The following is a 13282-nucleotide window of genomic DNA, read 5'->3' as shown; positions in this document are numbered from 1 at the left end:
TCACATGAATCTTGCAGACATCATCTTGCCGGAACACACCTTCATCGGCGTTTCGGTCTCGACGAAATGGCGCGCGCTCCAGAATATGGCGGAAAAGGCCGGAAAGGCCTTCGGCGTCGAGGAGCAGGCGATCATCCGGGCGCTCGAAACCCGCGAAAACCTGGGTTCGACAGGCATCGGTAACGGTATCGCCGTTCCGCACGCATCGATCCCCGGTATGACCAGTCCCCGTGGCCTTCTCGTCCGCTTCGCCCAGCCGCTCGATTTCGAAGCGATCGACGATGTGCCCACCGACATCGCCTTCATGCTGCTTTTCGGTGAGAACAATCGCGGCGAATATCTGAACGTGCTGGCGGCGATCGCCCGGCGCCTGCAGTCTGAAGGGGTGCTGGCATCGATGCGCAAGGCGCGCAGCGCCGATGAGCTCTATTCCGATTTCATTGCCGACTCCCGGACTTGACCGGCCTTGAACAACCATCCCTGCGATCTATTCTGCAATTGAATTGGCAGAGGTTCAAAGGCTTGTCCGGTAAGTCCGTTTCAGAAACCTCTTGCAAATGAAATGACATTCCAGAAAGCGACGTTCCAACCGGAAGAACTTTCGTTTCATTATACGACTAAGTTGATAGAGTTTACGGCAGAAACGAAGGAGGTTTTTCATGCAGTCAACTCGGATCACAAGGCTTCTCGCCGCCGCAGTCTTCGCCGGTAGCGTTGCCATCGGCGCCGTTGCTCCGGCTTTCGCCGATCAGCAGCTTCTCAACGTGTCCTACGACCCGACGCGCGAATTGTATAAGGACTTCAATGCCGCCTTCGCTGCCAAGTGGCAGAAGGATACCGGTGAAGCGGTCACGATCCAGGCCTCCCATGGTGGCTCCGGCGCGCAGGCCCGCTCGGTCATCGATGGTCTCGAAGCTGACGTCGTGACGCTGGCGCTGGAAGGCGACATCGACGCGATCGCCAAGGCGACCGGCAAGATCCCGACCGACTGGAAAACCAAGTTCCCGAACAACTCCACCCCTTACACCTCGACGATCGTCTTCCTGGTCCGCAAGGGCAATCCGAAGGGCATCAAGGACTGGGCCGATCTCGTCAAGGACGACGTCCAGGTCATTACCCCGAACCCGAAGACCTCGGGCGGCGCCCGCTGGAACTTCCTGGCAGCCTGGGCATGGGCCAAGCAGGCAAATGGCGGCGACGAAGCTAAGGCGCAGGACTATGTGACCAAGCTTCTGCAGCACGTTCCGGTTCTCGATACCGGCGCACGCGGCGCGACCACCACCTTCGTCCAGCGCGGTCTCGGCGACGTTCTGCTCGCTTGGGAAAACGAAGCCTATCTCTCGCTTGAAGAACTCGGCCCCGACCAGTTCGAGATCGTGACCCCGGCCTTCTCCATCCGTGCCGACCCGCCGGTTGCCATCGTCGACGGCAATGTCGACAAGAAGGGCACCCGCAAGGTTGCCGAAGCCTATCTGAACTACCTCTATTCGGACGAAGGCCAGAAGATCGCTGCCAAGCACTTCTACCGCCCGATCAAGCCCGAAGCTGCCGATCCGGCAGATATCGCCCGCTTCCCGAAGTTGACGCTTGCCACCATCGATGATTTCGGTGGATGGAAGGAAGCCCAGCCGAAATTCTTCGGCGACGGCGGGGTATTTGACCAGATCTACAAGCCGGCCCAATAATAGAGTTCATGAACGCACATAGCCCCTCACGGTGGCGGTTGAAGCGGCCGAGTGTCATTCCGGGTTTCGGATTGGCGCTCGGCTTAACCTTGACCTGGCTCACCCTTCTGATCCTGATCCCCTTGTCGGGGCTCGCATGGCGTTCGAGCGAACTCGGCTGGGAGAAGTTCCTGTCGATTGCGCTCGATCCGCGCACTGTGAATGCCCTGCGCATCAGCTTCGGCGGCGCCTTCATCGCCGCCTGCATCAATGCCGTCTTCGGTGTCATCCTCGCTTGGGTGCTGGTGCGCTACCGCTTCCCCGGCAAGCGCATCATCGACGCCATGGTCGATCTGCCCTTCGCGCTGCCGACAGCCGTTGCCGGTATCGCGCTGACGACGCTCTATGCGCCGAACGGCTGGGTCGGCCAGTTTCTGGCGCCGCTCGGCATCAAGATCGCCTTCACCCCGGCCGGTATCGTCGTTGCCCTGATCTTCGTGGGCCTGCCCTTCGTGGTGCGCACGGTTCAGCCGGTGATGGAGGAGATCGACAAGGAAGTGGAGGAGGCCGCGGCGACGCTCGGCGCCAACCGCTTCCAGACGATCACCCGCGTGCTGCTGCCTGGCCTTGCGCCCGCCGTGCTGACGGGTTTTGCACTCGCCTTCGCCCGCGGCGTCGGCGAATACGGATCGGTCATCTTCATTGCCGGCAACCTGCCGTTCAAATCGGAGATCGCGCCGCTGCTGATCGTCATCAAGCTCGAAGAGTATAATTACGCCGCCGCCACCGGCATTGCGGCCCTCACGCTCATCATCTCGTTCATCATGCTGCTCGTCATCAATCTCATTCAGAGCTGGCGCAGACGGAGGTACGGACATGGCGCTTGATACTGTCTCCGCCTCTCCGAAGGTCGCCTCCGTCGTGACGGAAAGCAGGCTGGCGCGCTGGGCGCTGATCCTGCTATCGCTGGTCTTCCTGCTGCTGATCCTGTTCCTGCCGCTGGCCGCCGTCTTCGTCGAAGCATTCCGCAAGGGCGTTCCGCCGTTCTTCCAGGCGCTGCAGGATGCAGAAACCTTCTCGGCGATCCGCCTCACCCTGATCGTCGCCGGCATCAGCGTGCCGCTGAACGTCGTCTTCGGCGTTGCCGCGGCCTGGGCGATCGCCAAGTTCGAGTTCAAGGGAAAGGCGTTTCTGACGACGCTGATCGACCTGCCCTTCTCGGTGTCGCCGGTGATCTCGGGTCTTGTCTTCGTGCTCCTGTTCGGCGCCAACACCTATCTCGGCAAATGGTTCGATGCCCATAGCATCAAGATCCTGTTCGCCGTGCCGGGGCTGATCCTGGCCACGATGTTCGTCACCTTCCCCTTCGTCGCCCGCGAACTCATCCCGCTGATGCAGGAACAGGGAACGGCCGATGAAGAAGCGGCCCTGTCGCTCGGCGCCAGCGGCTGGCAGACCTTCTGGTATGTGACGCTGCCGAACATCAAGTGGGGCCTGCTCTATGGCGTATTGCTCTGCAACGCCCGCGCCATGGGCGAGTTCGGCGCCGTCTCCGTTGTCTCCGGCCATATCCGTGGCCAGACCAACACGATGCCGCTGCAGGTGGAAATTCTCTACAACGAGTATAATTTCACCGGCGCCTTTGCCGTCGCGACACTGCTTGCCCTGCTTGCCCTTGTGACCCTTGTTTTGAAAACGCTGCTCGAAATGCGATACAGCGCGGAAATCGCCGCCAGCCGGCGGCACTGAAGGATTGAGAATGGAAGTACGCGTTCAAAACATACGCAAGGAATTCGACCGATTTCCGGCCCTGCACGACGTTTCACTCGATATCCGCTCGGGCGAACTGATCGCGCTGCTTGGCCCTTCCGGTTCCGGCAAGACGACACTCCTTCGCCTCATCGCCGGCCTCGAAAGCCCGACCGAAGGCAAGGTCTTCTTCGGCGACGAGGATGCCTCGAAAAAGACGGTGCAGGAGCGCAACATCGGCTTCGTGTTCCAGCACTATGCCTTGTTCCGCCACATGACGGTGCTCGACAACGTCGCCTTCGGCCTCAAGGTGCGTGACGGCGCCCGCCGTCCGCCGAAGGCCGAAATCCGCAAGAGGGCGCTCGAATTGCTGGATCTCGTCCAACTCTCAGGCCTCGAAAAGCGCTATCCGGCCCAACTTTCCGGCGGCCAGCGTCAGCGCGTGGCGCTCGCCCGCGCCATGGCGGTCGAACCGAACGTGCTTTTGCTCGACGAGCCGTTCGGCGCGCTCGACGCCCAGGTGCGCAAGGATCTGCGCAAGTGGCTGCGGGAAATCCACGACCGCACCGGCCATACCACCGTCTTCGTCACCCACGACCAGGACGAAGCGATGGAGCTGGCCGACCGCGTCGTCGTCATGAGCCAGGGTGCGATCGAGCAGGTCGGCACGCCGGACGAAGTGTACGATCGTCCGAACTCACCCTTCGTCTTCGGTTTCGTCGGCCAGTCGAACTGTTTGAACGTCAAGATCGTCGGCGGCGACATCCTGTTCGAGGGCCGGACGCTCGGTCTGAAGGCCGATGGCGAGCCGGACGGCGAGGCGCAGCTCTATTTCCGCCCGCACGACATCGAACTGCTGGACGCGAACCGTGGCGGCATCCCCGGCACGCTCGCCTCCAGTCGCCGTGTCGCGGGAACAAGGCATATCGAAATCGATATCGGCAAGGGGCACCAGCATATCGAGCTGGAAGTGCCGCCGTCACAGACCGAAGTCCTCGACAGCAAGCACATCGCCTTCCGGCCGACGCGCTGGAAACTGTTCAGGAAGGGCTGACCCTCACTTCGTCATGCTCGGGCTTGTCCCGAGCATCTGCAACGGCTGACGTAGGGGATCGTTGGATCCTCGGCACAGCGCCGAGGATGACGGCTGCGGGCGGTGCGACCGCCCGCTCAGGCACATTCAATAGATTTCCGGCACGTACATCTCAGGCGGAACCGGTATGCGCGAATAGTCGTCGTGGCGCACGCGCGGCGGCAGGACGATATTGTCCTTCGGCACATCCGCGTAGGGGATATGCTGCAGAAGATGGGCGATCATGTTGAGGCGCGCCCGCTTCTTGTCGACGGCCTGGACCACCCACCACGGCGCTTCCGGAATATGGGTCCGGTCGAGCATCTCTTCCTTGGCCTTGGTGTATTCTTCCCAGTGCACGCGGCTTTCGAGATCCATCGGCGACAGCTTCCACTGCTTCAGCGGATCCTGGATACGCATGCGGAAACGGAATTCCTGCTCCTCGTCGGTGATCGAGAACCAGTATTTGACGAGGATGATGCCGGAACGAACAAGCATGCGCTCGAATTCCGGTACCGAGCGGAAGAATTCTTCCAGCTCGTCCTTGGTGCAGAAGCCCATGACGCGCTCGACGCCGGCGCGGTTGTACCAGCTGCGGTCGAACAGAACCATTTCGCCAGCTGACGGAAGGTGCGGCGTGTAGCGCTGGAAATACCACTGGTTCCGCTCGCGCTCGGTCGGCGCCGGAAGGGCGACGACACGGCAAACGCGCGGATTGAGGCGCTGCGTGACGCGCTTGATCGCCCCGCCCTTGCCGGCGGAATCGCGACCTTCGAACAGCACGACGACCTTCAGCTTCTTGTGTTGCACCCAGTCCTGCAGCTTCACCAGCTCATGCTGGAGGCGGAAAAGCTCGCGGAAATAGGTTTTCCGCTCCAGCACGTCTTCGATGCCGCCTGGAAGGTTCTCGGCGACGAGGTCATCAAGCCGGTCTTCCTCCATCTGCATTTCCAGTTCCTCGTCGAAACTGTCTGCAATCTCGTCCTTGATGCGGCGGAGCTGGTCGATTTCTTCCTGAGTCATGGTCCTGTCCCTTTGATCGGCGCCACATCAACAGGGTTTGACGACAGTAATGTGACAATCGCAGATGCGCGAGAACGCAGGGCCGCATTACCGAAAAGTTGTGTCACGCAAGGTTCATGGGCGAGACGTAGCTTTGGATGCTTTTCCATGAAAGGACAAGGACATGGCTGATATCGCCCCCGATCACCCAATGCCTCAGTCCGGTAGCCATCCGCTGCACTCGTCGAGTGCGGGCAAATGGTTCATACCGGTCTTTCTGCTCATTCTTCTCGTCGGCCTCGGATACGTGGCCTATGCGCTCGGCCGCGACCTGACGGAAGCCGCCGCCGCCGTTCCGTGGATCCTGCTCGGACTGGCGCTGCTGATCGCGCTCGGTTTCGAGTTCGTCAACGGCTTCCACGACACGGCAAATGCCGTGGCGACCGTGATCTACACCCGTTCGATGCCCGCCGAACTGGCGGTCATCTGGTCCGGCTTCTTCAACTTCCTCGGCGTGCTGACTTCGTCGGGCGCTGTTGCCTTCGGTATCTTGGCGCTTCTGCCGGTCGAGCTCATCCTGCAGGTCGGCTCCGGCTCCGGTCTGGCGATGGTCTTCGCCCTGCTGATCGCCGCCATCGTCTGGAACCTCGGCACCTGGTATCTCGGCCTGCCGTCCTCAAGCTCGCACACGCTTGTCGGCTCGATCATCGGCGTCGGCCTTGCCAACCAGTTCCTGGCCCCGGCAGGCAGCGCCACCAGCGGTGTCGACTGGTCGCAAGCGACCAATATCGGCCTGTCGCTGCTGATATCGCCGCTGATCGGCTTCGGCCTCTCGGCGATCCTGCTCGTCGTCATGAAGTTTCTCGTTCGCAAGAAAGAGCTCTATGCGGAGCCGAAGGGCAACCAGCCGCCGCCGCTCTGGATCCGCGCCATCCTGATTTTCACCTGCACCGGCGTCAGCTTCGCCCACGGATCGAACGATGGCCAGAAAGGCATGGGTCTCATCATGCTGATCCTTATCGGCTTGGTGCCGACGGCATTCGCGCTGAACCGCACGCCTGATGTCAACTACCTGGAAGCCTACAAGCAGGCCTCCGCACAGGTGGAAACGGCACTCGGCAAATATGTGAAGCCCGGCGTCACCGTCACCGAATACAAGGCCGAGGTCAGCAATGCCGTGAAGACCAAGACCTGGACGGATGCGACGACCCCTGCCCTGCAGCAATATATCCACCAGACGAGCGCCGAAGTCGCCGCCTTCCCGACGCTGGAAGCGGTTCCGACCAATCTCGTCGGTAACGTGCGCAACGACATCTATCTGATCGGTGAAGCGCTGAAGCTGATCGACAAGCAGAAGCTGCTGCCGATGGATGATGCCGACCTGCAGGCGGTGACCGGCTATCACAAGGCAGTCGACAACGCGACGAAGTTCATCCCACTCTGGGTGAAGATCGCCGTGGCCATAGCGCTCGGGCTCGGCACCATGGTCGGCTGGAAGCGCATCGTCGTCACCGTCGGCGAAAAGATCGGCAAGACGCACCTGACCTATGGACAGGGTGCGGCCGCCGAAGTCGTCGCCATGGTGACGATCGGCGCGGCTGATCATTTTGGTCTGCCGGTCTCGACGACACACGTTCTGTCGTCGGGCGTTGCCGGAACCATGGCGGCGAACGGCTCGGGCCTTCAGTGGTCGACCGTGCGCAACATGCTGATGGCCTGGGTGCTCACCCTGCCCGCCTCGATCGCCATCGCCTTCGTGCTCTTCGTCATCCTCCGCCAGGTCTTCTGAGACCCCGGCGGAAGGAAAATCGCGACAAATGCTGCGGCGCATGATAAGCGCGCCGCAACAACTTTTCAGGTACCCGCTCCTCCATGATCCGCATCGAAAATATCAGCAAGCAGAACAGCCACCGCATTCTCTACATTGAGGCGTCAGCCGCCCTGAACAAGGGCGAGAAGATCGGTCTCGTCGGCCCGAACGGCGCCGGCAAGACGACGCTGTTCCGGATGATCACCGGCGAGGAAATCCCCGACGAGGGCCAGATTTCCGTCGAAAAGGGCATGACCGTTGGTTACTTCAACCAGGATGTCGGCGAAATGTCCGGTCGCAGCGCCGTTGCCGAAGTCATGGAAGGTGCCGGCCCGGTCAGCGAAGTCGCTGCCGAGCTGCGCGATCTCGAGGCGGCGATGTCCGACCCTGACCGCATGGACGAGATGGACGCCATCATAGAGCGTTACGGCGAAGTGCAGGCCCGTTACGAGGAGCTCGACGGCTATGCGCTGGAGGGCCGCGCCCGCGAAGTGCTCGATGGCCTCAGCTTCACGCAGGAAATGATGGACGGCGATGTCGGCGCGCTTTCGGGCGGCTGGAAGATGCGCGTGGCGCTCGGCCGCATCCTCTTGATGCGCCCCGACGTGATGCTGCTCGACGAACCGTCGAACCATCTCGATCTCGAAAGCCTGATTTGGCTTGAGGACTTCCTGAAGAATTACGACGGCGCGCTGCTGATGACCTCGCACGACCGCGAATTCCTCAATCGCATCGTCACCAAGATCATCGAGATCGACGCCGGCTCGCTGAACACCTATTCCGGCGACTACGGCTTCTACGAAAACCAGCGGGCGCAGAACGAAAAGCAGCAGTTGGCGCAGTTCGAACGCCAGCAGGCGATGCTTGCCAAGGAAATCAAGTTCATCGAGCGCTTCAAGGCCCGCGCTTCGCACGCCGCACAGGTGCAGAGCCGCGTGAAGAAGCTCGACAAGATCGAACGCGTCGAGCCGCCGCGCCGCCGCCAGACTGTCGCCTTCGAATTCCTGCCGGCGCCGCGCTCGGGCGAAGATGTCATCAACATCAAGAACGTGCACAAGAAGTATGGCAGCCGCAGCATCTATGAAGGCTTGGATTTCATGGTCCGCCGCAAGGAGCGCTGGTGCATCATGGGCGTCAACGGCGCCGGAAAATCGACGCTGCTGAAGCTGGTCACCGGCTCGACCGAACCGGATCAGGGCAGCGTGGCGCTCGGCGCCAGCGTCAAGCTCGGCTATTTTGCCCAGCACGCCATGGACATCCTCGACGGTGAGCGCACGGTTCTCGAATGGCTGGAAGATTCCTTCCCGCTCGCAGGACAGGCGCCGCTTCGTGCACTCGCCGGCTGCTTCGGCTTTTCGGGTGACGATGTCGAGAAAAAGTGCCGTGTCCTCTCCGGCGGCGAAAAGGCGCGTCTGGTCATGGCCAAGATGCTGTTCGACCCGCCAAACCTCCTGGTTCTCGACGAGCCGACCAACCACCTCGACCTCGACACCAAGGAAATGCTGATCAAGGCGCTCGCCGATTACGAAGGCACCATGCTCTTCGTCTCGCACGACCGTCACTTCCTGGCAGCGCTCTCCAACCGCGTGCTGGAACTGACGCCGGATGGCATCCACCAGTATGGCGGCGGCTATACCGAATATGTCGAGCGCACCGGCCAGGAAGCGCCGGGGCTGCGGAGCTAAGTCCTTAGCCGGGCGGCCTCAGCTCGCCCGGTTACCCGCCTCGTCGAAGATATGCAGATGCTCTGCCGGGAAGGTCACGTTGACCTTCGGTCCGGCGGTCAGCGATTCGCGGTTGAGCGTGAAGACCTTGAACGGCAGGCCGTGCAGCGACAGGTGCAGGATGATGCCGAAGCCTGTCGGTTCGATGAGTTCGACATCGGCGCTCATGCCAGCGCCGCCTGAGGACATGACGACGTGTTCCGGGCGGATGCCGAGGGTGATCTTCGAGCCATTGGCGAGCGACAGCGACGAAAGCAGCGGAACGACCGTGCCATCCTTCAGCTTTGCGCCGCCGTTCTCATAGATCGCCTCAAGGAAATTCATGCCCGGCGAGCCGATGAAGCCGGCGACGAAGAGATTGGCGGGACGGTCGTAGAGTTCCAGCGGGCTGCCGACCTGCTGCACCACGCCGCCATGCATGGCCACGATGCGGTCGGCAAGCGTCATCGCTTCGATCTGGTCGTGGGTGACGTAGATCGAGGTCGCCTTCAGGTCGCCATGCAGTTTCTTGATTTCAGCGCGCATCTGTTCGCGCAGGCGGGCGTCGAGGTTCGACAGCGGCTCGTCGAACAGGAAGGCCTTCGGCTGGCGGACGATGGCGCGGCCCATGGCGACGCGCTGGCGCTGCCCCCCCGAGAGAGCCTTCGGACGGCGTTCCAGCAATGGGTCGAGGCCGAGCTTCGAGGCGGCGGAGCCGACGGCGCTGGCGATCTTTTCCTTGGCCGTCTTCCGGAGCTTAAGGCTGTAGCTCATGTTGCCCGCGACATTCATGTGCGGATAGAGCGCGTAGGACTGGAACACCATGGCGATGTCGCGGTCCTTCGGATGCAGTTCGTTGACGCGGTTTCCGGCAATGCGGATCTCGCCGCCGGTAACCTCTTCCAGGCCGGCGATCATGCGCAACAGCGTGGACTTGCCGCAGCCGGACGGGCCGACGAGGACGACGAATTCGCCGTCCTTGATCTCGAGGTCGACGTCGTGCAGCACCTGCACATGGCCGTAAGCTTTCTTGACGTTCTTGATATCGATCGATGCCATGTGACTAACCCTTGACCGCGCCGGCCGTCAGGCCCTGCACGAGATAACGTTGGATGAGCAGGAAGAAGAGGCCGGCCGGAATGAGCGCCATAACGCCCGCCGCCATCATCTGCCCGAAATCCACGGAGAATTTCGAGACGAAGGTGAGAAGCCCGACCGGGAAGGTCGCCGCGTCGTTGCCGTTGATCAGCATCAGCGCGAAGAGCAGCTCGCTCCAGGCCGCGGTGAAGACGAAGCCGAGCGTCGCCGCAATGCCGGGGAGCGTCAGCGGCAGGATGATCTGCCGGAACGCCGTGAACTGGGTAGCGCCGTCGATCATCGCAGCCTCTTCGAGATCCTTCGGAATGCCGTCGAAGAAGGACTGCATCAGGAAGGTGGCGAAGGGCACGTTGAAGGCGGTGTAGACGATGACGAGACCGGTCAGGCTGTTGGTCAGATGCAGCGGCGTCAGGATCTTGAAGATCGGCGCGACCAGCATGACGAGCGGGAACATCTGCGTCAAAAGCATCAGCGCCACGATCCAGTACTTGGCGCGGAAGTTGAAGCGCGATAGCGCATAGCCCGACAACGAGGCGCAGATCGTCACGGTGATCGCCGTCGAACCCGAGACGATCAGGCTGTTCTTGAAGAAGGTCGGGAAGGCGCTGTGCTGCAGGACGAAGGAATAGTGTTCCCAGGTCGTGCGCGATGGCCACATGCGCACGCCTTCCGAATAGAGAAGATCGTTCGGCGTGACAGAGACCTTCAGCAGCCAGTAGAGCGGGAACAGCGCGAAGGCGATGTAGCAGAGGATCGCCAGGCGATGCGCGACGGTGGGGATGATGGATCGCTTCATGGTCTCAATCCTTGTTCAGCAGCGTCTGCCGCAGCAGGATGATCAGCATGGAATAGCCGAGCAGCAGGGCCAGCAGCACCAGCGCGATCGCCGAGGCATAGCCGAAATCCAGCCGCTTGAAGGCCTGGGTGAAGATGTAGCTGGCGACGATCTGCGTGCGATCGGCCGGGCCGCCGCCGGTCATGACGACGATCAGATCGGCGAAATTGGAGATCCAGACGGTGCGCAGAAGCACGGTGATGGCGATGGTCGGCGCCAGGAACGGCAGGGTGATCGAGCCGAAGCGCTGGAACCAGCCGGCGCCATCGATGGAGGCCGCCTCATAGAGATCGCGCGGGATCGCCTGCAGGGCGGCAAGCAGCGTGATCGCAAAGAACGGAATGCCCCACCAGACATTGGCGATGATCGGCCCCCACATCGCATATTGCGGATCGGAGAGGATATTGCCCGGCTCGCTCATCAGGCCCATCGCGTAGAGCCAATGCGGGATCGGGCCGATGACCGGATTGAAGAGCCAGGCCCAGTTGAGGCCGGCGAGGAAGGACGGCACTGCCCAGGGCAGGAAGACCAGCGCCTGAACGATGCCCCTGCCCCAGAACGGCTTGTCAAGCAGCAGCGCCAGGATGAGGCCGAAGGCAAATTGCAGGATGACGGAAGCGCCGGTCCACCACAGCGTGTTCTTCAGCGCGCCATAGAAGGCGGCATCCTTGGAAAGCTCGCGGAAATGCTCGATACCGATGAAGCCGCCGGAGAACGGGTTCAGCAGCTGGATATCGCGAAACGCATAGGAGATGCCGATCACCAACGGCACCATCATGACCCCGATGATGAGGATCAGCGAAGGCGCACTGTAAAGATATGGCTCGGAGGCATCGGCGAGACGCTTCAGCAACGGCCTGCGGTCGCGGCGCCTGTGCGTATCGGCGGTCATGGTCATCGGTGGTCGGCTTTCCGTGTTCTTGTTCTATTAGCCTCGGCGGGTGCAGCCCCCTCATCCGGCCCTACGGGCCACCTTCTCCCCGAGGGGAGAAGGGAACGGAGAGGTTGCGGCAAAGTCCCTTCTCCCCAGCGGGGAGAAGGTGCCGGCAGGCGGATGAGGGGGCTCCGGGTAAGGAGCCCGCCTTTACTTACTTCTTCGCCAGGAACTTCTGCTGAGCCTTAGTCAGGTAATCAGCCCACTGGTCGGCCAGATCCTTCGGCGTGATGTCGCCGAGGAGGGCCTGCTGCGAGGTCTTGATCGCCAGCGAGTCCTTGAAGAAGGCGAATTCCTCAAGATAGGTCGGCATCACGGTTGGGACCGTGTCCTTGTCGGCGAGTTCCTGGAACCAGCCCTTGAACTGGTCACCGGCGTAGAACGGGTCCTTTTCGGCGGCAGTATAGGCCGGCAGAGCGCCGATCTTCTTGTTCCACTCGATGTTGCCATCCGGGCTTTCGAGAGTTTCGATCAGCTTCCAGGAAAGGTCCTTGTTCTGGCTCGTCGTGAACATCGACCAGCCGGCATAGCCGATGGTCGGGAACGACTTGCCATCGGGGCCTTTCGGCAGAGGCATGACGCCGAAGTCTTCGGCCTTCATGCGCTCGGCGATGGCGATCAGCGCGTCCGGATCCTGGTCGAGGAAGGCGCAGGTGCCGGAGTAGAAGCCGGCGACGACTTCGTTGAAGCCCCAGTTGACGCTATCCTTAGGCGCGTAGCCCTTCTTGTAAAGATCGACCATCCATTCCAGACCCTTTGCCCAGCCTTCGCTGTTCATGGTCGAGGTGCCGTCTTCGTTGAAATACTTGTTGGATCCTGCCATCGATGCGGCGAAGATCATCCAGCCGTTCAGACCGCCCGGGCCGCCGCGCATGCAGTAGCCGTACTTGCCCGAAATCTTGGAGACGGCTTCGGAAGCCTTGGTGAATTCCTCCATCGTCTTCGGCGGCTCTTTCACGCCGGCTTCGGCAAGCAGCTTCTTGTTGTAGAACATGGCGCGCAGATAGAAGCCGTAGGGCAGCATATAGGCGGTCTTCTTGACGTCGCGGCCGAGTTCAAGCGCGCGCGGCGTCAGGTCCTTGGTGTGCTCCCACTTGGCAAGATAGGGCTCGAGGCTTTCGAGCATGCCGTTATTGCCGTAGAGCGACAGCCAGGTGTCCGGCATTTCCATGACATCGGGCGTATCGCCGGCCGATACCATGGTCGCGAACTTCTGGAAGGCTTCGTTCCAGGGCAGCGAGATGATCTCGACCTTGGTGCCCGGATTGGCGGCTTCGAACTTGCCGACGATCGACTTCAGCGTCTCGGTGCGCTCCGGGCTGGTGATGACCTCGACGAGTTTCAGCGTCGTGTCGGCGAAGGCCGTTCCTGCCATCATGGTGGCGAAGAGCGTTGCGGTTATCAGTCTTTTCATG

The 13282-nt window shown here is 61.5% G+C and carries 12 protein-coding genes and 1 pseudogene; 8 read left to right on the top strand and 5 right to left on the bottom strand.

Annotated features, from left to right (window positions below):
* The first annotated feature begins 4 nt into the window (after positions 1-4).
* The 5 genes from AB4Z25_RS17395 (at position 5) to AB4Z25_RS17375 (ending at position 4467) form a co-directional block, all read left to right on the top strand.
* A complete protein-coding gene (locus AB4Z25_RS17395) occupies positions 5-460 on the top strand; it encodes a PTS sugar transporter subunit IIA (RefSeq protein WP_442208685.1) in 456 nt (151 codons plus the stop codon).
* Positions 461-659: 199 nt separating this feature from the next.
* Positions 660-1685 (top strand): sulfate ABC transporter substrate-binding protein, encoded by a 1026-nt coding sequence (locus AB4Z25_RS17390; protein ID WP_112388492.1) that lies wholly within the window; start codon positions 660-662, stop codon positions 1683-1685.
* Positions 1686-1693: 8 nt separating this feature from the next.
* The gene (cysT, locus tag AB4Z25_RS17385) at positions 1694-2551 is read left to right on the top strand and encodes a sulfate ABC transporter permease subunit CysT (RefSeq protein ID WP_442208684.1); all 858 of its coding nucleotides are present in this window, start codon (positions 1694-1696) and stop codon (positions 2549-2551) included.
* Positions 2541-3413 (top strand): sulfate ABC transporter permease subunit CysW, encoded by an 873-nt coding sequence (gene cysW / locus AB4Z25_RS17380; protein ID WP_442208683.1) that lies wholly within the window; start codon positions 2541-2543, stop codon positions 3411-3413. Before cysT ends, cysW begins: the two co-directional genes overlap by 11 nt.
* A gap of 10 nt (positions 3414-3423) precedes the next feature.
* Complete coding sequence (locus tag AB4Z25_RS17375; RefSeq protein ID WP_112388495.1) at positions 3424-4467, top strand: sulfate/molybdate ABC transporter ATP-binding protein; 1044 nt, start codon at positions 3424-3426, stop codon at positions 4465-4467.
* Positions 4468-4593: 126 nt separating this feature from the next.
* On the opposite strand, the gene ppk2 is transcribed toward AB4Z25_RS17375, so the two are convergent.
* Positions 4594-5508 (bottom strand): polyphosphate kinase 2, encoded by a 915-nt coding sequence (ppk2, locus tag AB4Z25_RS17370; RefSeq protein WP_112388496.1) that lies wholly within the window; start codon positions 5506-5508, stop codon positions 4594-4596.
* Positions 5509-5671: 163 nt separating this feature from the next.
* On the opposite strand from ppk2, the gene AB4Z25_RS17365 reads away from it, so the two are divergent.
* Positions 5672-7276, top strand: coding sequence for an inorganic phosphate transporter (locus AB4Z25_RS17365; RefSeq protein WP_442208682.1), 1605 nt, complete (start codon positions 5672-5674; stop codon positions 7274-7276).
* An 83-nt stretch (positions 7277-7359) separates the two neighbouring features.
* A complete protein-coding gene (locus AB4Z25_RS17360) occupies positions 7360-8982 on the top strand; it encodes an ABC-F family ATP-binding cassette domain-containing protein (RefSeq protein ID WP_112514715.1) in 1623 nt (540 codons plus the stop codon).
* 18 nt (positions 8983-9000) lie between these two features.
* On the opposite strand, the gene AB4Z25_RS17355 is transcribed toward AB4Z25_RS17360, so the two are convergent.
* Genes AB4Z25_RS17355 through AB4Z25_RS17345 form a run of 3 tightly spaced genes read right to left on the bottom strand, consistent with a single transcriptional unit; the run spans position 9001 to position 11831 of the window.
* The gene (locus AB4Z25_RS17355) at positions 9001-10059 is read right to left on the bottom strand and encodes an ABC transporter ATP-binding protein (RefSeq protein ID WP_442208681.1); all 1059 of its coding nucleotides are present in this window, start codon (positions 10057-10059) and stop codon (positions 9001-9003) included.
* A 4-nt stretch (positions 10060-10063) separates the two neighbouring features.
* A complete protein-coding gene (locus AB4Z25_RS17350) occupies positions 10064-10894 on the bottom strand; it encodes a carbohydrate ABC transporter permease (protein WP_112388501.1) in 831 nt (276 codons plus the stop codon).
* A gap of 4 nt (positions 10895-10898) precedes the next feature.
* The gene (locus AB4Z25_RS17345) at positions 10899-11831 is read right to left on the bottom strand and encodes a carbohydrate ABC transporter permease (protein ID WP_442208680.1); all 933 of its coding nucleotides are present in this window, start codon (positions 11829-11831) and stop codon (positions 10899-10901) included.
* On the opposite strand from AB4Z25_RS17345, the pseudogene AB4Z25_RS17340 reads away from it, so the two are divergent.
* Positions 11814-12004 (top strand): annotated as a pseudogene (locus AB4Z25_RS17340) (hypothetical protein); the annotation flags it as partial. The gene AB4Z25_RS17345 and the pseudogene AB4Z25_RS17340 overlap by 18 nt on opposite strands.
* 17 nt (positions 12005-12021) lie before the next feature.
* On the opposite strand, the gene AB4Z25_RS17335 reads toward AB4Z25_RS17340, so the two are convergent.
* The gene (locus AB4Z25_RS17335) at positions 12022-13281 is read right to left on the bottom strand and encodes an ABC transporter substrate-binding protein (protein WP_442208679.1); all 1260 of its coding nucleotides are present in this window, start codon (positions 13279-13281) and stop codon (positions 12022-12024) included.
* Position 13282 lies beyond the last annotated feature (1 nt).

Source organism: Rhizobium sp. RAF36 (genome assembly GCF_052114105.1).
Classification (GTDB): Bacteria; Pseudomonadota; Alphaproteobacteria; order Rhizobiales; family Rhizobiaceae; genus Rhizobium.
The sequence above is the reverse complement of the archived record's forward strand: the minus strand, read 5'-3'. Positions and strand labels throughout refer to the sequence as shown.